At 35.9% G+C, this 21,513-nt stretch carries 20 protein-coding genes; all 20 read left to right on the top strand.

Annotated elements, in window-relative coordinates:
- Nucleotides 1–162: 162 nt before the first annotated feature.
- Nucleotides 163–1,344: a G5 and 3D domain-containing protein gene (locus NSQ89_RS22760; RefSeq protein WP_061801126.1), complete on the top strand. Its 1,182-nt coding sequence runs from the start codon at nt 163–165 to the stop codon at nt 1,342–1,344.
- 260 nt (nt 1,345–1,604) lie between these two features.
- Nucleotides 1,605–2,165, top strand: a complete 561-nt coding sequence (gene rnmV / locus NSQ89_RS22755) for a ribonuclease M5 (protein ID WP_047944360.1) — start codon at nt 1,605–1,607, stop codon at nt 2,163–2,165.
- Nucleotides 2,158–3,039, top strand: coding sequence for a 16S rRNA (adenine(1518)-N(6)/adenine(1519)-N(6))-dimethyltransferase RsmA (gene rsmA / locus NSQ89_RS22750; protein ID WP_047944362.1), 882 nt, complete (start codon nt 2,158–2,160; stop codon nt 3,037–3,039). Before rnmV ends, rsmA begins: the two co-directional genes overlap by 8 nt.
- Before the next feature lie 253 nt (nt 3,040–3,292).
- Nucleotides 3,293–4,177: a sporulation peptidase YabG gene (gene yabG / locus NSQ89_RS22745; protein WP_047944409.1), complete on the top strand. Its 885-nt coding sequence runs from the start codon at nt 3,293–3,295 to the stop codon at nt 4,175–4,177.
- 325 nt (nt 4,178–4,502) lie between these two features.
- Complete coding sequence (gene veg, locus NSQ89_RS22740) at nt 4,503–4,766, top strand: biofilm formation stimulator Veg (protein WP_016204729.1); 264 nt, start codon at nt 4,503–4,505, stop codon at nt 4,764–4,766.
- A gap of 199 nt (nt 4,767–4,965) precedes the next feature.
- Nucleotides 4,966–5,148 (top strand): small, acid-soluble spore protein, alpha/beta type, encoded by a 183-nt coding sequence (locus NSQ89_RS22735; protein ID WP_016204730.1) that lies wholly within the window; start codon nt 4,966–4,968, stop codon nt 5,146–5,148.
- A 419-nt stretch (nt 5,149–5,567) separates the two neighbouring features.
- On the top strand, nt 5,568–6,437 hold the full coding sequence (ispE, locus tag NSQ89_RS22730) for a 4-(cytidine 5'-diphospho)-2-C-methyl-D-erythritol kinase (RefSeq protein ID WP_047944410.1): 870 nt from the start codon (nt 5,568–5,570) through the stop codon (nt 6,435–6,437).
- 55 nt (nt 6,438–6,492) lie between these two features.
- Nucleotides 6,493–7,314: a pur operon repressor gene (purR, locus tag NSQ89_RS22725; RefSeq protein WP_047944363.1), complete on the top strand. Its 822-nt coding sequence runs from the start codon at nt 6,493–6,495 to the stop codon at nt 7,312–7,314.
- A 20-nt stretch (nt 7,315–7,334) separates the two neighbouring features.
- A complete protein-coding gene (locus NSQ89_RS22720) occupies nt 7,335–7,709 on the top strand; it encodes a RidA family protein (RefSeq protein WP_061801125.1) in 375 nt (124 codons plus the stop codon).
- A gap of 184 nt (nt 7,710–7,893) precedes the next feature.
- On the top strand, nt 7,894–8,184 hold the full coding sequence (spoVG, locus tag NSQ89_RS22715; protein ID WP_026574035.1) for a septation regulator SpoVG: 291 nt from the start codon (nt 7,894–7,896) through the stop codon (nt 8,182–8,184).
- A gap of 303 nt (nt 8,185–8,487) precedes the next feature.
- Nucleotides 8,488–9,846: a bifunctional UDP-N-acetylglucosamine diphosphorylase/glucosamine-1-phosphate N-acetyltransferase GlmU gene (gene glmU / locus NSQ89_RS22710; RefSeq protein ID WP_336044901.1), complete on the top strand. Its 1,359-nt coding sequence runs from the start codon at nt 8,488–8,490 to the stop codon at nt 9,844–9,846.
- 85 nt (nt 9,847–9,931) lie between these two features.
- Complete coding sequence (locus tag NSQ89_RS22705) at nt 9,932–10,888, top strand: ribose-phosphate diphosphokinase (protein ID WP_047944366.1); 957 nt, start codon at nt 9,932–9,934, stop codon at nt 10,886–10,888.
- Between the two features lie 169 nt (nt 10,889–11,057).
- Nucleotides 11,058–11,699, top strand: coding sequence for a 50S ribosomal protein L25/general stress protein Ctc (locus NSQ89_RS22700; protein ID WP_047944368.1), 642 nt, complete (start codon nt 11,058–11,060; stop codon nt 11,697–11,699).
- A gap of 156 nt (nt 11,700–11,855) precedes the next feature.
- On the top strand, nt 11,856–12,419 hold the full coding sequence (gene pth, locus NSQ89_RS22695) for an aminoacyl-tRNA hydrolase (RefSeq protein WP_047944369.1): 564 nt from the start codon (nt 11,856–11,858) through the stop codon (nt 12,417–12,419).
- Nucleotides 12,420–12,508: 89 nt separating this feature from the next.
- Entirely contained in the window at nt 12,509–12,739 is a 231-nt protein-coding gene (locus tag NSQ89_RS22690) for an anti-sigma-F factor Fin family protein (protein WP_047944370.1), read from the top strand.
- 415 nt (nt 12,740–13,154) lie between these two features.
- Nucleotides 13,155–16,694 (top strand): transcription-repair coupling factor, encoded by a 3,540-nt coding sequence (gene mfd / locus NSQ89_RS22685; RefSeq protein WP_341133325.1) that lies wholly within the window; start codon nt 13,155–13,157, stop codon nt 16,692–16,694.
- Between the two features lie 624 nt (nt 16,695–17,318).
- Nucleotides 17,319–17,855, top strand: a complete 537-nt coding sequence (gene spoVT / locus NSQ89_RS22680; protein ID WP_047944373.1) for a stage V sporulation protein T — start codon at nt 17,319–17,321, stop codon at nt 17,853–17,855.
- Nucleotides 17,856–18,023: 168 nt separating this feature from the next.
- The gene (locus NSQ89_RS22675) at nt 18,024–18,407 is read left to right on the top strand and encodes a GntR family transcriptional regulator (protein ID WP_309325926.1); all 384 of its coding nucleotides are present in this window, start codon (nt 18,024–18,026) and stop codon (nt 18,405–18,407) included.
- A gap of 3 nt (nt 18,408–18,410) precedes the next feature.
- Nucleotides 18,411–19,508: a DUF1648 domain-containing protein gene (locus NSQ89_RS22670; protein WP_341133324.1), complete on the top strand. Its 1,098-nt coding sequence runs from the start codon at nt 18,411–18,413 to the stop codon at nt 19,506–19,508.
- Between the two features lie 394 nt (nt 19,509–19,902).
- Complete coding sequence (locus NSQ89_RS22665; protein WP_082810124.1) at nt 19,903–21,513, top strand: putative polysaccharide biosynthesis protein; 1,611 nt, start codon at nt 19,903–19,905, stop codon at nt 21,511–21,513.

Below are 21,513 nucleotides of genomic sequence, written 5' to 3'. Positions count from 1 at the left end.
TTCTCATAGACTAATTATGTCGAGATTTCTTTCTTTCCTTTCGCTGGTTTTTTTTGCATAATAGGATATACGTTCAGAGATTCTAAAGGGTTGACAGCGGACATGATACTCTATATAATCACTCCGAGAGAAAAGGAGGCGTTTTTCATCGTAATCAAAAACATGAAAAACCTGTTTTCAAAATCTTTGAGCAAGAAGAAAGTGTCTATCTTTTTAGCTAGTTTCATCGTTTTTGCGAGTAGTATTGGATTTATAATTTATGAAACTACTAAAAGTACTGTGGCACTAACGCTAAATGGTAAAGAACAAATCATCGAGACGCACTCATCTACTATACAACAAATATTTGATGATTTAGGCATTACCGTTGGCTCAGAAGATTATGTGTTTCCCTCGTTAAACACAAAGGTGACAGATAACTTAGAAGTTGTCTGGAAAGAAGCTAAACAGGTTGAATTGCAAAAAGACGACGAGAAGAAAACGGTTTGGACAACAGTCGATACTGTTAAGGAGTTTTTAGAAGAACAAAAAATTTCTTTGAACGAGCATGATCAGATCAATCAGAAAGAAAATAACCCTATAGAACATAAAATGGAAGTTGTCGTACATACAGCATTTCCAGTAACACTAGTAGACGCAGGAAAGAAAAAGCAAGTATGGTCCACTTCGACTACGGTCGCTGACTTTTTAACACAACAGAAGATCTCACTTGATAAATTAGACCGAGTTGAACCAGCTCTAAAGGAAAAAGTGAAAGACGAAGCTATTGTTAATATAACAAGAATAGAAAAGGTCACCGATGTAGTGGAACAACCGATTAATTTTGCCGTAATCACCCAAAAGGACGATGATCTTCCACACGGAACAGAAAAAGTACTTAAAGAGGGAACAGAAGGAGTGGTCTCTAAAAAGTATGAGGTGACGAAGGAAAACGGCAAAGAGATTTCCCGAAAATTGCTAAGTGAAACAACAGTGAAAGAAAAGCAGGATAAAATTGTATCTGTTGGAACAAAAGACGACGTCATTCAACTTGCATCACGTGGTGAAGAAAATGGGCAAGAAGTGTTCGTCAATTCAACAGCATATACTGCTAGCTGTAATGGATGTTCTGGCCGAACGGCTACTGGTATTGATCTGAAAGCTAATCCGAATGCAAAAGTAATCGCTGTCGACCCAAGTTTTATCCCTTTAGGAACAAAAGTTTATGTTGAAGGCTATGGCTACGCTGTTGCCGCAGATACTGGCGGAAGTGTAAAAGGGCAGAAAATAGATGTTTTCTTTTCCACGAAAGCCGAAGCTTACCGTTGGGGTAACAGGCAAGTTAAGATAAAAATAATTAATTAGGTAAAATAGAAATCTCGACATTTTATCATCTAATATTGATGATAGAAAGATAGCTGATTTGGCAGAGGAAGCATCTCCTCTGTCTTTTTTATGGTTCAATATCTGTTAATTAACTTGCAAAGAGTCAGCCATTTGTTTAAACATAAATATTAGCTATAATGATAATAATTAAAATATTTCTCTCTCTGTATATATAGACGATTCATGTTACAATTATGTTTCATTTTTTTTTCAAATTTTAAATATTTTTTGGAGGTTCCATGAAGATTAAAGAAATAATAGTAGTGGAAGGTCGAGATGATACCACCGCTATTAAGCGAGCGGTTGATGCAGATACAATTGAAACAAACGGTTCAGCCATTAATCAAGAGACATTAGATAAAATAAAGCTAGCACAAAAAACAAGAGGAGTTATTGTTTTGACTGACCCAGACTATCCAGGTCAAAAAATTCGTCATACAATTGAAATGCATATTCCTGAATGCAAGCATGCCTTTATCCCGAAGGAGCTTGCTATCCATAAGCATGGTAAAGGTGTTGGGGTGGAACATGCATCAGTAGAAGTAATTAGAGAAGCATTAAAAGAAGCACATTTGATGCAGGAAACAATAAAGGAAGAAATTACGAAAGAAGATTTAATTGATGCAGGCTTAATTGGCGGTGCTGATTCTAAGGAGCGAAGAGAACAGTTAGGTAGGCTGCTTAAAATTGGGTATACAAATGGAAAACAGCTTTATAAACGATTACTGATGTTTCATATTACAAAGGCAGAGTTTGCACAAGCGATTAAGGAAATACGCCAGGAGGATAAGCATGTATAAAGATATAGCAACACCCGCGAGGACGAGAGCAATACTAGATAAATATGGATTTTCCTTTAAGAAAAGCTTAGGACAGAACTTTTTAATTGATACAAACATTTTAAGGAATATTGTGGATCATGCGCAGTTAACAGAAGAATCAGGCGCAATAGAGGTTGGTCCTGGAATTGGTGCATTGACAGAACAATTAGCAAAGCGCAGCAAAAAGGTTGTAGCGTATGAGATTGATCAACGTCTATTACCGATTTTAAAAGAGACACTTGAACCATATCCTCATGCAAAAATTATCCACCAGGATATTTTAAAGGCAAATGTAAAGGAAATGTTAGACACAGAGTTTAAAGATATTAAGGATATTATGCTTGTTGCTAATTTACCTTATTATGTTACAACGCCGATTATTATGAAGATATTAGAAGAAAAATTACCCTTAAGAGGCATTGTTGTGATGCTTCAAAAAGAAGTGGCGGAACGAATTTCAGCGAAGCCAGGAACGAAGGAATATGGTTCTCTTTCAATTGCCATTCAGTATTATACAAAACCAGAAGTGGTTATGATTGTACCAAAAACTGTTTTTGTTCCTCAACCAAATGTGGATTCAGCTGTTATTCGTCTTACGATTAGAGAAACACCGTCTGTTGTAGTGAAAAACGAAGCATTCTTCTTTCAAGTAACAAGAGCAAGCTTTGCCCAAAGAAGAAAAACGATTCTCAATAACTTATCGAGCCAATTAGAGGGTGGAAAAGAAAAGAAGGCAGAAATCATAGCAGCGCTGGAACAAGCGGGAATTGAGCCTTCTAGACGCGGAGAATCATTATCTATTGAAGAGTTCGCAAAGCTAAGTGACATACTTTATGAAACATTTGGAAAATAATGATGATAAATAGGTGTACAGATTAATTTCTCTTCCTTAAAAAATTTCAAGGAAGAGGAAGCTTTCTGTGCACCTTTTTATATGATGCTTTATTTGATAAAGGTTGTTGTTAGAAAGAGAGCAGCAGATGTTTTAATTCTTCTTTTTGAATTGCTCACACCTTTATAGACGTATGCATAATTTATCAGAGATAGATATTGAATAATAATATCCACTCAGGAGAGACATGTTTGGGTTAATTGGAGTGACAAGAGTGACTATAAATATCATGGATATCGTCGGTAGAGAGTCTTATCAATGTGATTTATTGTTTCGAATAATTGACATGAAAGAGGTAAATGGCCAAAAAATTGCCATTCTTTATGGAGAAGATTTTCGCTTGATTGCAGATGCTCCATATGAGGATTTAGTATTGATTAATCAACCGATGCAACGAAAAATTTCCCAAAAGGTTCAGTTGATGGAGGAACAATCTCTCCAATTATTTCGACAAGATGTGAATCTTTTGCGCAGAAAGCAGGAGTATCAAGTAACAGAAGCTTATAGCAAGCCTTCTAACTATTTTCAATTACCAGGTAAGGTACTCCATATTGATGGAGATCCAAACTATTTGAAAAAGTGTCTCACTTTATACGAAAAAATTGGGATACCCGTAAATGGAGTGCACTGCAATGAAAAAGAGATGCCAAGTAAAATAGGCAGTCTTTTGGATTACTATCGCCCTGACATACTAGTTATAACAGGTCATGATGCTTATTCTAAAGCGTTAGGAGATAAAAGTGATATTAATGCCTACCGACACTCGAAATACTTTGTACAGACCGTCAGAGAGGCGAGAAAGAAGCTTCCTAATCTGGATCAGTTGGTTATTTTTGCTGGTGCTTGTCAATCCCACTTTGAATCGCTTATTTATGCAGGAGCTAATTTTGCAAGTTCCCCCTCAAGAGTAAATATTCATGCCCTTGATCCAGTTTATATTGTTGCCAAGATAAGTTTTACACCATTTATGGAAAGAGTAAATGTTTGGGATGTTTTAAGGAATACATTAACGGGTGAAAAGGGGCTAGGTGGAATTGAAACAAAGGGAGTTTTGCGAACAGGCATGCCATATCATGTAGATTCAACAGAAGAGGTGTGACAAAGATAGAAGCATATACTAGGTTTAACTATTACACACAGGATAAGGTAAGCTTTTGCCCTTTAATAAGGGGGTTATGCTAGCTGGATTCTGTGTGTTTTTATCCTGAATAATCTTTATTGCAATTGAAAGATATAAGTATTTGAAAAAAATTGAAATTTTCTACATATTTATGCTCACTTTGTGCAAACTATCTTTGTTGAAAAATTGGAGAAAAATAAGAATAAAAAATATTGACAACTTCTAAAAAAGACTGTTATAATTTATGTTTTTATTTGACTCTGTTGTGTCAGTATGATATACTTTACACAGTGAGGTGGACCGAATGGCAAAAACATTATCAGATATAAAAAAAGCTCTTGATTCAAATTTAGGAAAAAGACTTATGCTGAAGGCAAATGGCGGTCGTCGGAAGACAATTGAACGTTCAGGAGTATTAGCAGAGACTTATCCATCTGTGTTTGTAGTGGAGTTAGATCAGGATGAAAATGCATTTGAACGTGTATCATACAGCTATGCAGATGTTTTAACAGAAACGGTTCAAATTACCTTCTTCGAGGATACATCAGGACAAATTGCTTTAAGCTAACTATTATTGCTTGAAAGCATTAAGCGGCAGTGAACAATTTGTTTGCTGCTTTTTTCATGGAGAAAAATAATGATATGGCAAATAAAGATGCTTATAGATGTATAAATAAGCATATGTTTTGGCAACAAATAGATAACATGAAAAACTAGTGATGGATACATACTAAGCTTACCGTGGGTGATGAAAGGGGAGATTCACTTTGGGTAGACGAAAAGGAATTATGTCCGAAGGATTAAAGGAAGAATTAGCAAAAGAGCTTGGTTTCTATGATGTGGTCCAGAAAGAGGGCTGGGGTGGTATTCGTGCAAGAGACGCAGGGAATATGGTCAAAAGGGCAATAGAAATAGCAGAGCAAAGTCTTCTTACTCAAAATAAAGAGTAACCTGTAACTTCAAAATTCACTTTACGTCCATCTTATTTGTACGATAATCAAATTGGATTTACCCACGGCAATTTATAGAATCTATCATTAGCGAATATCTATATTATCCATTAAATAGTATAGATATAAGGAGTTAATGATAGATTCTTTTTTTATTCAAGATAATGGGGAGTAAGACCGCACCTCAAATGTTGATAAATTATAGGGAAAACACAATCTCGATTGTATGTAAGAGAATAATTTGTGGTAAAATCACTATATCTATATAGAAGATTAGATGAGCATAAAGCTTGTTAGACACGGAATAAGGGTAAGATAAAGTTCGTCTAGCCTACTATTATTATCTCCTTTAAGGAAAATCCTCTTTCGTTAGTTGGAGAAAAAAGTAAATGATGAAATTTGTTAAGTGGGTGGAAATATTGAAGCTTTTGGTGAAAGCGCCAGCTAAAATCAATTTGTCATTAGATGTGCTTCATAAGAGACCAGATGGGTATCATGAAGTAGAAATGATTATGACGACAATTGATTTAGCAGATAGAATTGAGCTAGCATTGTTAGACAACGATGTAATAAAAATAGTTTCTCTTAATAGGTTTGTTCCTGATGACCAAAGAAATCTTGCTTATCAGGCAGCAAGTATATTAAAGGAAAAATTTGATGTGAAAAAAGGCGTAGAAATTAAAATTGAGAAACATATTCCTGTTGCAGCAGGTCTTGCTGGAGGAAGCAGCGATGCAGCGGCAGTATTACGTGGTTTAAATAAGTTATGGGATTTAGGGTTAACATTAGATGAATTAGCTGTCATTGGAGCTGAAATTGGGTCTGATGTGTCCTTTTGCGTCTATGGGGGCACTGCCCTTGCAACTGGAAGAGGGGAAATCATTAAGGAATTGCCTGCGCCACCAGTGTGCTGGGTTATTTTGGCAAAACCGTTTATTGGTGTATCAACAGCTGATATTTATAAAAGACTAGATACTGAGACAATACAGCATCCAAATACGGAAAAAATGATTGAGTCCATTTCAGCGAAAGATTATGATTTAATGTGTGAAAATGTCGGGAATGTGTTAGAGAATGTTACTCTAACCTTATACCCAGAGGTTGCTCAAATTAAAGAACAAATTTGCAAATTTGGTGCAGATGCTGTTCTTATGAGTGGAAGTGGACCTACTGTTTTTGGATTGATTCAACATGATTCAAGGATGAATCGTGTTTATAATGGTTTAAGAGGATTTTGTGATCAAGTATTTGCGGTTCGAATGATTGGACAGCGACATACCCTTGATTAAATCCGTATAATAATGTAAAATTGTCTTTAAATATTCGGATTTTGGGGGTTCAGTTATGAAATTTCGTCGTAGTGAGCGTTTAATAGACATGACGAATTACTTGCTGGAGCATCCTAGGCAGTTAGTATCTCTTTCTTACTTTGCAGAAAAGTACGGTGCAGCCAAGTCTTCAATCAGCGAAGATTTGGCTATTATTAAAGAAACATTTGAGCAAAGAGGAATAGGGACTTTACATACATTGCCAGGAGCAGCCGGTGGAGTAAAGTATCAAGTAAAAGTCAGTGATGAAGCAGCGAAACCATTTGTTGAAGAGCTTTGTGATTTGATAAAAAGTCCAGAAAGACTTTTGCCCGGTGGTTATCTATATATGAATGATATTCTGGGAAATACGACTATCATGCAAAAAGTGGGGAGACTGTTTGCCTCTGCCTTTGCTGATACGGATATTGATGTGGTCATGACAGTTGCTACTAAAGGAATTCCTTTGGCATATGCAGTTGGAACTTATTTAAATGTTCCTGTAGTTATGGTTAGAAGAGATAGTAAAGTAACAGAAGGTTCCACGGTGAGTATCAATTATGTTTCTGGTTCTACAAAAAGAATCCAAACGATGTTGCTTTCTAAAAGAAGTTTAGAAGATGGCTCAAAAGTTTTGATTGTGGATGACTTTATGAAAGCTGGCGGTACCATCAATGGTATGATTAGTCTATTAGAGGAATTTAATGCAAGCGTTGCAGGAATCGCAGTATTAGTAGAAGCCGAGGAAGCCGAGGAAAGACTAGTGGATGATTATTTATCACTAGTAAAATTATCCGGTGTCGATGTAAAAGAAAAGAAAATTTCTGTGGAAAATGGTAATTATTTCGACAAAAAGTAACTCTTAGGGGGAAAAGACAAATGAAAGTTGTTCAAACAAATAACGCACCAGCAGCTATCGGACCGTATTCTCAAGGGATTATTGTGAATAATTTATTTTTCAGTTCTGGTCAAATTCCTTTAACTGCAGAAGGTAACTTAGTAGAGGGAGATGTGCAGACACAGACACATCAAGTATTCAAAAACTTAGCAGCTGTTCTTAAAGAGGCAGGTGCTTCCTTTGAAACAGTTGTGAAAGCGACTGTATTTATTAAAAATATGGAAGACTTTCAAGCAATCAATGAAGTGTATGGAGAATATTTCTCTACACATAAGCCCGCTCGTTCATGTGTAGAAGTAGCTAGGCTCCCTAAAGATGTATTAGTTGAAATCGAAGTCATTGCGCTTTGTAAATAAGTTGCTTCCTGAAGGATGATAGTCGGAGAATAAGTGGAAAAACAGAAGATTTTATCACTTTTCGGCACTTTTTCTTTATTTTATTCCTAAATATTCTAAAAAATTTCACCTAAAAGAAGGAGTTATGAAAATTCTGTTGAATTTAATAACTAGATTTTATCTTCTAGTAAAGGTGGTGAACAGGATGGAAGTAACTGATGTAAGGCTACGCCGAGTTAACACGGATGGACGTATGAGAGCTATTGCCTCTATTACACTAGATAATGAATTTGTTGTTCACGATATTAGGGTAATTGACGGAAATAACGGACTATTTGTAGCGATGCCAAGTAAACGAACTCCAGATGGTGAGTTTAGGGATATCGCTCATCCAATTAACTCTGGTACAAGAGGAAAAATCCAGGAAGCAGTTTTGGCAGAATACCACCGCCTGGGTGAATTAGAAATTGAATTTGAAGAAGCTGGAGCTTCCTAAAATAATCTGCAGCTAGAGCCTACTTCCTAAGAGTAAGGCTCTTTTTTTTATTTCTATTTCTCTCCTATTTACCCCTTGATTTTCCAATGAAAACAATTTGTTCTTTTAGTATCATAAAATAGATAAGGTTTATCACTTTCTCATGGTTGGTGAAGGTATTCTCTATAGGGAAAAAAGAAAATGTTACAATTAATAAAACAGCTTTTATAAAGAAGCATACATAAAATGTGAATCCTTCCTTGAAATCAAGATGTATTTGAGATATATTTTTTAGTGGATAAAAAGGTTATTGGAGGCCTGTGAATGACAACTCGTTACGCAGTGATTTTAGCCGCAGGACAGGGTACTAGAATGAAGTCAAAACTTTATAAAGTACTTCATCCTGTTTGTGGGAAACCGATGGTACAGCACGTTGTAGATCAAGTGGAAAAGCTACAAGTGGATTCAATCGTAACAGTAATTGGCCACGGTTCAGAAAAAGTAAAAGCACAGCTTGGTAATAGTGTGAAATACGTAAATCAAAAAGAACAGCTTGGAACGGCACATGCAGTAATACAAGCAAAAGATCTCCTTGTAGACAAAGAAGGAGTGACACTCGTTATATGCGGGGATACGCCACTTATGACAAGTGAAACGATAGAAGCACTCTTTTTACACCATGAGAAAGTAGGAGCGAAGGCAACCATTTTAACGGCAAAGGCAAGTAAGCCAGATGGGTACGGCAGAATCATTCGTAATTCAATGGGAGTAGTAGAGAAAATTGTAGAACACAAGGATGCAACGGATGAAGAAAGAAAAATAACAGAAATTAATACAGGTACCTATGTATTTGATAATGAACTGCTATTTCAGGCGTTGGCTAATGTCTCCAATGAAAATGTTCAAGGAGAGTACTATCTGCCAGACGTTATTGAGATTTTAAAAAAGCAGGGAGAAACAGTAAGTGCATTCCAAACCACAGATTTCAATGAAACAATTGGTGTGAATGACCGGATTGCTTTATCTGAAGCAGAATCAATCATGAGAAAGCGAATCAATGAACAGCATATGCGGAATGGCGTAACGATAATTGATCCGTCCAATACTTATATTGAAGCAGACGTAGCAATTAAAGAGGATACCGTTATATATCCTGGAAGTATGATTAAAGGAAATACTGTAATAGGTGCAGATTGTATTATTGGGCCAAATACAGAAATAAATAATTGTACAGTGGGAAATAATACGGCTATTAAACAATCTGTCGCCCATGATAGCAGCATTGGCTCTGATGTGAATATTGGACCGTTTGCACATATTCGTCCAGCATCCATGATTGATGATGAAGTGAAGATTGGAAACTTTGTTGAAATCAAGAAAGCGACATTTGGAAAAGGCAGTAAGGCATCTCATTTAAGTTATATTGGAGATGCGAATGTTGGTAGTGATGTCAATATTGGCTGTGGAACCATTACAGTTAATTATGATGGCAAAAATAAGTTTATGACGACGATAGAAGATGGCGCATTTATTGGATGTAATTCCAATTTGATTGCACCTGTCACAGTTGGAAAAGGTGCTTATGTTGCAGCAGGCTCCACCATTACAGATAACGTTCCTTCTGAGGCACTTTCGATTGCCCGTGCACGTCAAGTTAATAAAGAGAATTATAAACGTAAATAAATAGGTTAAAAGGAAGAATAATTCGTTTAATAGATATGTTTCATTCTTCGTACTATAAGAGGAAAAAGACCAGTGGAGGTTCAGCATGCCAGTTAAGAATTTAGATCCAAATTTGAAGGTATTCAGTTTAAACTCTAATCCAGCTTTAGCGCAGGAAATTGCCGATTCAATTGGAGTAGAATTAGGGAAATGTTCAGTAACACGTTTTAGCGATGGTGAAATTCAAATTAATATTGAGGAAAGTATCCGTGGTTGTGACGTCTATGTTATTCAGTCAACAAGTGCACCTGTTAACGAACATATTATGGAGTTATTAATCATGATTGATGCATTGAAGCGTGCCTCAGCTAAGACGATTAACCTAGTAATTCCTTATTATGGGTATGCTAGACAAGATAGAAAAGCAAGAGCACGAGAACCAATTACAGCGAAATTGGTAGCTAATTTATTAGAGACAGCTGGAGCAACTCGTGTTATTACATTAGACTTGCATGCACCACAAATTCAAGGTTTCTTTGATATTCCGATTGATCACTTAATGGGTGTGCCAATCCTTGGTAATTACTTCAGTCAACGTGAATTCGATGGAGAGCTTGTGATTGTTTCTCCAGATCATGGCGGGGTTACAAGAGCAAGAAAACTTGCAGAACGATTAAAGGCGCCAATTGCTATTATTGATAAAAGACGTCCAAAGCCAAATGTTGCGGAAGTTATGAATATTGTTGGTAATATCGAAGGGAAAATTGCTATCCTTATTGATGATATTATTGATACAGCTGGAACCATTACACTTGGTGCCAATGCTCTCGCAGAAAATGGAGCAAAAGAGGTTTATGCATGCTGTACACATCCTGTTTTGTCAGGACCTGCAATGGAAAGAATTAATAATTCTAAAATCAAAGAATTAGTTGTAACAAATTCTATCGAATTGGGTGAAAAGAAACTTTCAGCTAACGTTATTCAATTATCAGTTGCTGACCTATTAGGTGAAGCGATTTTACGTGTTCACCAAGACCAATCAGTAAGTTTCTTATTTGATTGATAGAACCCTTCATATCATTCAGATTAGTCGCTTGTCTAAAAGGCAGGCGGCTATTGGTATTGTGCCTTTCTTTTAAACAGAAAGCAAATTCTTTATGTTTAAATATCTTCCATTTAGGGCATTTTTTATATAAGAGTGTTCATTTGATAAAATAATGGAAGGTGAAATCATGACAACAACTTTACAGGCAAAAAAACGTACGATGGACAAACATTCAAGCTTAACAAAATTAAGAAATAATGGAGAAATTCCAGGTATTGTTTATGGATCAAAAATAGAAAATACGGCAATTTCCTTGAGTGAGGCTAATTTCTTGAAAACGATTCGTGAAGTTGGGAGAAATGGCGTTATTTCACTAGATATTGATGGGGAAAATTATAATGTCGTTTTAAATGAGTATGATGCTGATCCAATTAAGCGAGGCATTATACATGTGGATTTTTTAGCGGTAGACTTATCAAAGGCTATCAGTGCACCAGTAAAAGTATCTTTAGTGGGGGAAGCTGCTGGAGTAAAAGATGGCGGCGTTATGCAGCAGGCTTTACACGAAGTAACAGTGACAGCAAAGCCTAATGATATCCCATCTAGTATTGATATTGATGTAACAGAGCTTCAGGTAGGAGATACGATTACTGTCGGAGATGTGAAGGGTTATGATAAAATAGAAATTAACCACGAAAAAGAGGAAGTTATCGCATCAATTCTTGCACCAAGACAGGAAGAAGAAATTAGTACAGGAGAACAACAAGAAGAAGGTATGCCGGATAATGTGGAAGGCAGAGAAACAGAGCCAGAAACAGCTGAAGAATAATCCGATTTATCTAAATGTATTCTCCCTGTACTTTTTTAGAAAGGGATTTCTAGAAAAGCAAAAGCAAGAAAAAGGTTTGACCGATTAGCATTTTATTGGCCAAACCTTTTTCTTGTATGATATAGGAGTATAGAATGAAAAAGCAGGGGGATTCATATGAAATTAATTGTAGGCCTTGGTAACCCAGGGAAGCAATATGATAGAACAAGACATAATATTGGATTTGAAGTAATTGATTTTTTATCAAGTCATTATAATATTCCATTAGATAAGGCAAAATTCAAAGGAAATTATGGAATAGGAGTTATTGGCGGTGAAAAAATGATTTTATTAAAGCCGCTTACATATATGAATCTTTCTGGGGAGTCTATTCGTCCAATTATGGATTACTATGATCTAGAGCCAGAAGATTTAGTCGTTATTTATGATGACCTAGATCTGCCAGTCGGAAGAATCCGACTTCGACAAAAAGGAAGCTCTGGCGGACATAATGGGATTAAGTCAACTATTCTTCATGTTGGCACAGAAAAGTTCAATCGTATAAGAGTTGGAATTGATCGTCCTAAAAATGGAATGAAAGTAGTTGATTATGTCCTTGGAAAATTTACTAAAGAAGAAATGGACATATTAGAGGGAACCATAAAAAAATGTGCAGATGCGTGTGTCCAATGGGCAGAAGAACCCTTTTTACAAGTAATGAATAAATATAATATCCAGTAAGATAGAGAACCATCCGCTTATTTTGGTTATATTTACATCCGAATAGGTGAATACTAGCAATATTAATGTGCTAGTAAGGAGGCCTAGGGATGGCTATACATTATCATTGCAGACATTGTGGTGTGCATATGGGAACACTTGATACAGAGTCCATTGCAGCAAATCGCTTAGGATTTGATCATTTATCGGACGAAGATCGATCAGAAATGATTCAATATCATCAAACAGGTGATATTGAGGTAAAGTCTATTTGTGAGGACTGCCAAGAATCATTGTCAAAAAACCCAGGCTACTATGAAAATGATTATTTGATTCATTAGAGGATTGTTTTTTAATTCGGAAAAAGCTTTGGAATAATCCAAAGCATTTTTCCGTTGTCTATATATTTGTTTTCTTGCGGGTAGCAGGAATATAGGCAAGATATCTCGTATATAACAACATTAAGGAGTATTTTCTTTCATCTTTTTTTAAATGATGTCATGATAAGCATGATTCCATTCTGCTTAAGGGGCATGAGCTGAAGGATTAATAGTAACTAGTCATTAATTAGGAAATAAATAGATTGCAATCATAGATATATCGTGTAAGATAAGAACAAATTATCAGGAATGGATGCACGTTGAAAATAAAAAGAGCTAGCAAGCAGGAAGTCATATACTTTACTAAAAAATAAGAAAAAACTAGCTCAACACCATTTTATGGTGTCTTTTGCTTTCGAATGGGAGGGAAAATTTTTTGTTAGGGCTAAAACAATTATTTAAACAGCAAGAAGATATACAAAATGTCATTTCAGGACTAGATGCTGGATTACATGAACAATTAGTTTCAGGACTTTCCAATTCAGCACGTACTTTATATATGACTTCAATTTATGAAAAAACAAAGAAGCCATTATTAATTGTGACTCATAATTTATTACAGGCGCAAAAGCTATACGATGATATTACCAATATAGTGGACGAAAAGGACGTTTTTCTCTATCCTGCTAATGAATTAATTGCAGCTGAAATTAGTATTGCAAGTCCAGAATTAAAGGCTCAGCGTATAGAGGTATTGAATTATTGGGCGAAAAAAAAGTCGGGAATCATGATTGCGCCAGTAGCAGGTCTGAGAAAGCTGCTTCCTCCAAAAAAGTTATGGAAGGAAGCGCAATTAAAGCTTGAAATTGGGCAAGATCTTGATTTAGAAGCCTTTTTATTAAAGCTTGTTCATATGGGATATGTACGCTCGGAGATGGTTTCATCGCCGGGAGAATTTAGTGTGCGCGGTGGAATTTTAGATATTTATCCATTAACAGAGGAAGATCCGCTCCGTATTGAATTATTTGATACAGAAATTGATTCGATTAGAGCCTTTTCGCTTGAGGATCAACGCTCGAAGGAAAAAAAGGAAAACGTAAGCATTGGACCGGCGACAGAAATTCTTTATGATGAGAATGCAGTCGGCGACTTGCTGGCTATGCTGGAAAAAGGCTTAGCCCAAAGCTTAAAAAAAATAAAAGATGAAGCGACAAGAACGTTACTGACACAGAATATTAGCAGGGAAATGGAACAGCTAAGAAATGGGCAAAAGCCAGAACAACTATATAAATACTTATCCATTCTCTATGGAGAACATGTCAGTTTAATAGATTATTTACCGAGTAACGGTTTTTTAATTGTCGATGAAATTAGTAGAGTGCAAGAAATGAATGACACGCTTGAGAAAGAAGAAGCTGATTGGTATACAAGCTTGTTAGGTGAGGGAGAAATTATTCATGGGTTAACCTTATCTCAAAGTATCAATCATCTTTTACATCAGGCAAAACAGCCAATTGTCTATTTATCTTTATTCTTACGCCATGTTCCAAATACTAATCCGCAAAATATCATAAATGTATCCTGTAAACAAATGCAGAATTTCCACGGGCAAATGAATGTTTTGAAGACAGAAATGGAAAGATGGAAAAAAAATCATTACACCGTTGTTCTGCTTGGTAATAGTGAGGAGCGCTTAGAAAAGTTAGAGCAAGTTCTTCAAGATTATGATATGGAAGTAATGATTCAAAAAAACGGTAAGAAGATTTCCGAAGGGAAAATTCAATTATTAGAAGGTCATCTGCAGTCAGGATTTGAGCTTCCTATCCTAAAACTAGCGGTAATAACAGAAGAAGAACTATTTAAGACAAAGACTAAAAAGTTATCCAAAAGAAGACAAAAACTAACAAATGCAGAGCGTATAAAGAGTTACTCTGAGTTAAATGTTGGTGACTATGTAGTCCATGTTAACCATGGTATTGGTAAATACCTTGGGATTGAAACACTTCAAATTAATGGTGTCCACAAGGATTACCTACATTTACGATATCAAGGAAATGATAAGTTATACGTTCCTGTTGAGCAGATTGATTTGGTCCAAAAATATGTTGGATCAGAGAGCAAAGAACCAAAAATATACAAATTAGGCGGTAACGATTGGAAGAAAGTAAAGAAAAAGGTAGAGTCTTCTGTTCAAGATATAGCGGATGATCTTATTAAGCTGTATGCGGAAAGAGAGGCTTCTGTTGGTTATGCCTTCTCTCCAGACGGGGAAATGCAGCGAGAATTTGAAGCGGCATTTGCCTACCAGGAAACAGAGGATCAATTACGGTCTATTCATGAAATCAAAAAAGACATGGAAAGAGAAAGACCGATGGATCGTCTTCTTTGCGGAGATGTTGGTTACGGGAAAACAGAGGTTGCAATCAGAGCGGCTTTTAAAGCGATAGCGGATGGAAAGCAAGTAGCTTTCTTGGTTCCAACAACTATTTTAGCGCAGCAGCATTATGAAACGTTGAGAGAGCGTTTTCAAGATTATCCAATTGAAATTGGCTTACTCAGCAGATTTAGAACGAGAAAACAGCAAAATGACACGCTAAAAGGACTTAAAGCAGGAACCATTGATATTGTCGTAGGAACGCATCGGATTTTATCAAAAGATATCTCTTATCGAGATTTAGGTTTATTGATTATCGATGAGGAACAACGCTTTGGTGTAACGCATAAAGAGAAAATAAAACAATTAAAAACGAATATTGATGTATTGACGCTAACGGCTACACCAATTCCAAGAACACTCCATATGTCTATGCTAGGTGTACGTGACTTATCAGTTATCGAGACCCCTCCGGAAAATAGATTCCCTATTCAAACCTATGTAATGGAGTATAACGGTGGACTTGTAAGAGAAGCGATTGAAAGAGAACTTGCCAGAAATGGCCAAATTTATTTTCTGTATAACCGGGTTGAAGACATTGAGAGAAAGGCTGAGGAAATTTCAATGTTGGTGCCTGACGCCAGAGTTACTTATGCTCACGGGAAAATGACAGAAAATGAATTAGAATCAGTAATGCTTGGGTTTTTAGAAGGGGAATATGACGTTTTAGTAAGTACGACGATTATTGAAACAGGAGTAGATATACCAAATGTAAATACACTAATTGTCCAGGATGCAGACCGTATGGGGCTGTCGCAATTATACCAATTACGAGGCAGGGTTGGACGTTCGAATCGAGTAGCTTATGCGTATTTTACGTATAAGAAGGATAAAGTTCTAACAGAGGTCGCAGAAAAGAGATTGCAGGCAATCAAAGAGTTTACGGAATTAGGATCTGGCTTTAAAATTGCCATGCGCGATTTGACTATTCGTGGTGCAGGAAATCTTCTCGGTGCCCAACAACATGGATTTATTGATTCAGTCGGGTTTGACTTATACTCTCAAATGCTAAAAGAAGCTATTGAAGAGAGAAAAGGAACAATTAGTGAAGAACTAAGGCAGACGATTGAAATTGACTTAGATATAGATGCTTATATTCCTGATTTTTACATTAATGATGGACAGCAAAAAATTGAAATGTATAAGCGTTTTAGAGGTGTTACTTCCTTAGAGGATATGGAAGAGCTAAGAGAAGAATTAATTGATCGTTTTGGAGACTATCCAGAAGAAGTTTCGTATCTTTTCAAAATCACAGAAATGAAGATTTATGGAAAGCAAGCAGGAGTAGAGTTGATTAAGCAGACGAAGGATGAAGTACTTATTTTATTATCGGAACATGGAAGCGACCGTATGGATGGCCAAAAAATATTTGAGAAGAGTTCTAAGTATGGTCGAATGATTGGTCTTGGTATGGAAGGAAGAAAATTAAAAATGATCTTCCGTGTAAAGGGTGTTGAAAAAGAAAAGTGGCTGAAGGCTTGCCATGAAATGGTAGAAGCATTAAATACATTTAAAAAAGAACCAGAACAAGTTACTAAATAATAGGGATGAGTTTCCTTATATAGTCTTGTGATTGGAATGTAAGTATTCCCACCAAGGAGAAACCCGAATGATTATACGGATGCTAATAACATTTCGTATAATCATTTGGTTTTTTTGTTTTCAAAGATCTAAAATCCTCTAATTTGGAAAGTGTTCTCCACAATTGGCTTATAAATACTATATGAGAAACCAATCTTTATTGAAATCGTTATATAGATTACCCATCTTTCCACATTAGCTATTCTTTGTGCACCTTCCTTTCCATTTCCCCATTTTATAAAGAAAATAGCGTGAATAGGATGTTTAATATAGGGGGACAAGGGTATAAACAATATAGATAACAATAGTAGATTTTCTTTGGAATGACATCTAAGTAAACACAAGAATAAATAAATGGTTTATCCCAATCTGGGAAGTAAAATTGATAATATGGTAAATCATCTTTTTCCTTCTTGAAATATTCAAAAAGGAAAATAAAGCTACCTAGAGAAAATTTTGCATGATTAATGTATAGAACTTACCATATGAAAGATACTATGTTTAAATATGGTGAACATTTCATGTATAGTGAGAATGCTTTCGCCAATTTAAAAAAATCATCTGATGAAAGTGAGGCAACACGGAATGAAAGCAACTGGAATTGTGCGTCGAATCGATGATTTGGGTCGTGTCGTTATCCCAAAAGAAATCAGAAGAACATTACGAATTCGCGAAGGGGATCCATTAGAGATTTTTGTTGATCGAGATGGAGAAGTAATTTTAAAGAAATATTCACCTATAAGTGAATTAAGCGATTTTGCTAAGGAATATGCTGAGGCTCTCTATGATAGTTTAGGAAATGCTGTGCTAATTTGTGATAGAGATTCTTACATCGCTGTTTCGGGTGGATCGAAAAAGGACTATTTAAATAAGAACATTAGTAGTGTAGTGGAAAAGGCAATGGAGGATAGAGGGTCCATACTGATGAATCAACAAGACCAAGTATCCTTAGTTGATGGTACTACTGAAACGATTTCTGCCTATACCATTGGTCCTATTATTGCAAATGGTGATCCAATTGGGGCAGTTGTCATTTTCGCAAAAGAGGATTCACTTGGTGATGTAGAGAAAAAGGCAGTTGAAACCGCAGCAGGATTTTTAGCTCGCCAAATGGAATCATAAGGTTTGCCTAACATTTTTACTAAACCATATATTTTAAAAGTCGACAAACTCGGAAAAGAGCTGTCGACTTTTTTGTTTATGGAAAGAATAGCACTCTATGATGAAAATTGTTCTACTAAAAATAGAACAATTCTGTTATAATAAGAATATAACAGTATGAGGTGATTAATGATGTATATACAAATAAATCCTGAATTGGAAATGCCCATCTATGAACAACTTACTATGCAAATCATGATAGGGATAATTAGGCAAGAATTACAGGATGGTGATGTGTTACCATCTGTTCGTTCACTGGCCGCTGATTTAGGTGTCAATATGCATACTGTGAATAAAAGTTATCATGCTCTCGAAAAAAAGGGGCTTATTCAAATTATTCCTAAATCTGGTGCAATCATTCGAACAAACAATGGGATTCCAACCCAAGAAGAGCAGAGCAGAATTTCAAATAGCTTAAAACCAATGATTGTGGAAGCGTTAGTAATAGGAATGAAGGAAAAAGAAATAACAGGGTTAATACAATCCATTATCCATAAATTAAAGGAGGAATAAAAAATGGAAACCATTATTTTTATTAGCATGATTATCATTACTGTTTTTTTTGAAGCGGCTATGCCTTTTCTAGTACGAAAAACAGTTGTATTTGGGGTAACCATTCCCAACAAACAAGTAAATAATCCGCAAATTTCAACCTATAAAAGACGATATTCTATCTTCGTTATCGTTCCTTCTCTTATTGGGATTATAGCTTATTATATTTGGCAAGCTGCGAATAATATTCAAGCAGATCAAGTAGCGATTGGTGGAACCGTTTTGCTGTTTGCTATTTTGTTTTGGAGCTTAAGTCTCTACTTTTACTTTCACGGAAAAATGATGGCACTAAAAGCAGAGAATAAGTGGGAGGAGGAGCTAAAAGAAATAAATGTAACAGAAATTGGAGTTAGACAAAAGGATGAGATGCTCCCGTGGTATGTATTTCTTATTCCAATAATTATTACGGTAGGATTTTTGATCTTTACGGCAACACAGTATCATTTATTACCAGCGGAAATACCTGTACACTGGGGATTGTCTGGAAAAGCTGATCGATTTACGAAGAAGACGCCTATATCTGGTGTGTCCATGCTATTGATTTTACTGGTTATGCAGATTATGTTCTTAAGTATAAACAGCGCCACTAAAAAATCAGGGATTAAAATAAGTGCCAATAATAAACAAGCATCTAAGCTTAGACAGCTAAAGTATCGCAAATATACAAGCTGGTTCTTTCTTCTTACGTCTATTGCTATAACGGTTCCTATCATATTGTTACAATTAACAATTTTATACGATAATATCTTCAGTGATCACTTAGTCTTTCTTATTCCAATTATTATTACCTTATCTTTATTAATTGGAGCAATTTTCTTTACGATTAAATTAGAAAGACTAAATCGCGGAGCGGAGGGAGAAGAACAGGACACCAAAGAAATCTCATCTTTTGATGGAGATAGCTATTGGAAAGGTGGTTTATTTTATTTTAATAAAAGCGATCCTTCTATTTTTGTGGAGAAGCGTTTTGGTGTTGGCTGGACATTAAACTTTGCTAATCCAATTGGGTATGTCATTGTTTTTCTACCAATGCTTATTATTATCTTGATAAGCATTATGTAATAAGGGGATTTGTTTTTAGGCGTGGCTGGAAAAAACAAAATATATAATGGATAAAGATGAACAACCTCTAATTTAGTTGTGAAACCAATTCGTTCCATTACGCTACAGACACTCTATGCGCCGAGGAGGCTTGGCGCTCGCCCCATGGGAAGCGAAGTGTATTCAGTCTGCGGGTGATTACCACAACCTCTCTTTCATAAAATAGATAAAAGCCTCGGACAATTATACGAATTTTGTTTGCGTATAATTGTTCGGGGTTAAATTTGACTTAAACACTTATGTCCCCCTCCTCTTTTTATGTTAATTTATGGAAAAAGTGTTATGTTCAAGGATACATCTTCCATCTAACTATGCTATAATACTAGCGAAAGTAATTATGGAAGGAGCTAGACATGTGAAGACTTCGCAATCAAATGTCTGGTTTAAAGGCGCTTTTATTCTCATGATAGCTGCCTTAATAACTAAAGTACTAAGTGCTGTATATCGAATACCGTTTCAAAATATTGTTGGTGATAAAGGCTTTTATATCTATCAGCAAGTTTATCCTTTTTATGGGGTAATTATTGCTTTATCTACATATGGTTTTCCAGTCGTACTATCAAAATTGTATATGGAAATGAAAGTAGAGGGGAATCAATCAGGTATAAATAGACTTGTGAGTTCCTCTTTTTTCTTATTTGTTCCCATTGGCATGATAGCTTTTCTAGCTCTATTTTTTAATGCAGGAAGACTTGCCTCTTGGATGGGAGATCCTCATCTGGCATCCTTAATGAAAGTTATTTCTTTTGCGTTTCTGTTTTCCCCTTTGATTGCTATTTTGAGAGGGATTTTCCAAGGGGAAGGAAATATGATTCCGACAGCAGTTTCACAGGTGGGCGAACAATTAATCAGAGTAGGGATTATTCTGTTCGTCGCTGTGTTTTTTTCTTATCAAGGTTACTCCTTATATGCCATTGGGGCAGGTGCTATGTTTGGCTCTGTTGTCGGGGGCTTACTCTCCTTGTTCGTCTTAATTTATTTTTATAGGAAATCCGCCCTTTCTTTTTCGCTTTTTCACTTTTCGCTTCTTTTTGAAAGGGAGAATCGTATTCTTTGTAAAAGAGTAATATATGAGGGCATAACTATTTCTATTAGTAGTATGCTTTTAGTGTTATTGCAACTAGCAGATTCATTGAATTTATATTCCTTATTAATGGAAAATGGCATGGCTGATGAAAAGGCCAAAGTGATGAAAGGAATTTATGATAGAGGGCAGCCGCTCATACAAATTGGAAGTATCATTTCTACTTCGATGGCTTTAAGTATTGTCCCGCTTATTACAAAGAATCGCCAAAAGACAAGTAAGAGGGATCTTATGAGAAATATCCATTTCTCTCTTTTAGTCAGTTTTTTTATTGGACTTGGAGCGACTGTAGGGCTAATTGGGATTATTCGAGAGACAAACAGCATGCTGTTTAAGAATGATGCCGGTTCAGAAGTGCTTACTGTTCTGTTTTTTGTAATATTCCTTAATGCTATTATTGCAACGATAATGGCCGTTCTTCAAGGCTTAGGGCAATCTTTCTATCCAGCCCTTTTGATTGTATTAGGTTTTATAGGGAAGTATGTTCTTAACATTGTGCTCATTCCTGCCTTTGGGATAGATGGAGCAGCCTATGCATCGCTTATTGTATTATCTATCATTCTAATTTTAATGGCAGTAAAATTGAAAAAAATAGTCAAAGAACCGCTTATTAGTTTAAAACAGATAATGATTATAAGTGGTGCGAGTCTAGTTATGTTACTTGTACTGAGAGGATATATACCACTTACTTCTATACTGCTTGAAGGGATCGAGCATGACCGGATTAAAAGCGCTATTCAAGCAGTATCCGGGGTAGTAATAGGTGGAATAATATATGTGGCAATCGTGTTGCGAGGAAATGTTTTTAAAGAAAAGGAATTATCATTATTACCATTAGGAAGTAAACTAAAATGGTTTTTACCGAAAAAAGGAAGGAAATAA

It is taken from the genome of Niallia sp. FSL R7-0648 (assembly GCF_038007005.1).
Taxonomy (GTDB): Bacteria; Bacillota; Bacilli; order Bacillales; family Cytobacillaceae; genus Niallia; species Niallia circulans.
The sequence above is the reverse complement of the archived record's forward strand: the minus strand, read 5'-3'. Positions and strand labels throughout refer to the sequence as shown.

Excerpts from the sequence above, each read along its gene's own strand:
- NSQ89_RS22760 (WP_061801126.1), top strand. The coding sequence starts at position 163 with ATGAAAAACCTGTTTTCAAAATCTTTGAGCAAGAAGAAAGTGTCTATC.
- rnmV (WP_047944360.1), top strand. The coding sequence starts at position 1,605 with ATGAAGATTAAAGAAATAATAGTAGTGGAAGGTCGAGATGATACCACC.
- rsmA (WP_047944362.1), top strand. The coding sequence starts at position 2,158 with ATGTATAAAGATATAGCAACACCCGCGAGGACGAGAGCAATACTAGAT.
- veg (WP_016204729.1), top strand. The coding sequence starts at position 4,503 with ATGGCAAAAACATTATCAGATATAAAAAAAGCTCTTGATTCAAATTTA.
- purR (WP_047944363.1), top strand. The coding sequence starts at position 6,493 with ATGAAATTTCGTCGTAGTGAGCGTTTAATAGACATGACGAATTACTTG.
- NSQ89_RS22720 (WP_061801125.1), top strand. The coding sequence starts at position 7,335 with ATGAAAGTTGTTCAAACAAATAACGCACCAGCAGCTATCGGACCGTAT.
- spoVG (WP_026574035.1), top strand. The coding sequence starts at position 7,894 with ATGGAAGTAACTGATGTAAGGCTACGCCGAGTTAACACGGATGGACGT.
- glmU (WP_336044901.1), top strand. The coding sequence starts at position 8,488 with ATGACAACTCGTTACGCAGTGATTTTAGCCGCAGGACAGGGTACTAGA.
- NSQ89_RS22705 (WP_047944366.1), top strand. The coding sequence starts at position 9,932 with ATGCCAGTTAAGAATTTAGATCCAAATTTGAAGGTATTCAGTTTAAAC.
- NSQ89_RS22700 (WP_047944368.1), top strand. The coding sequence starts at position 11,058 with ATGACAACAACTTTACAGGCAAAAAAACGTACGATGGACAAACATTCA.
- pth (WP_047944369.1), top strand. The coding sequence starts at position 11,856 with ATGAAATTAATTGTAGGCCTTGGTAACCCAGGGAAGCAATATGATAGA.
- NSQ89_RS22690 (WP_047944370.1), top strand. The coding sequence starts at position 12,509 with ATGGCTATACATTATCATTGCAGACATTGTGGTGTGCATATGGGAACA.
- spoVT (WP_047944373.1), top strand. The coding sequence starts at position 17,319 with ATGAAAGCAACTGGAATTGTGCGTCGAATCGATGATTTGGGTCGTGTC.
- NSQ89_RS22675 (WP_309325926.1), top strand. The coding sequence starts at position 18,024 with ATGATGTATATACAAATAAATCCTGAATTGGAAATGCCCATCTATGAA.
- NSQ89_RS22670 (WP_341133324.1), top strand. The coding sequence starts at position 18,411 with ATGGAAACCATTATTTTTATTAGCATGATTATCATTACTGTTTTTTTT.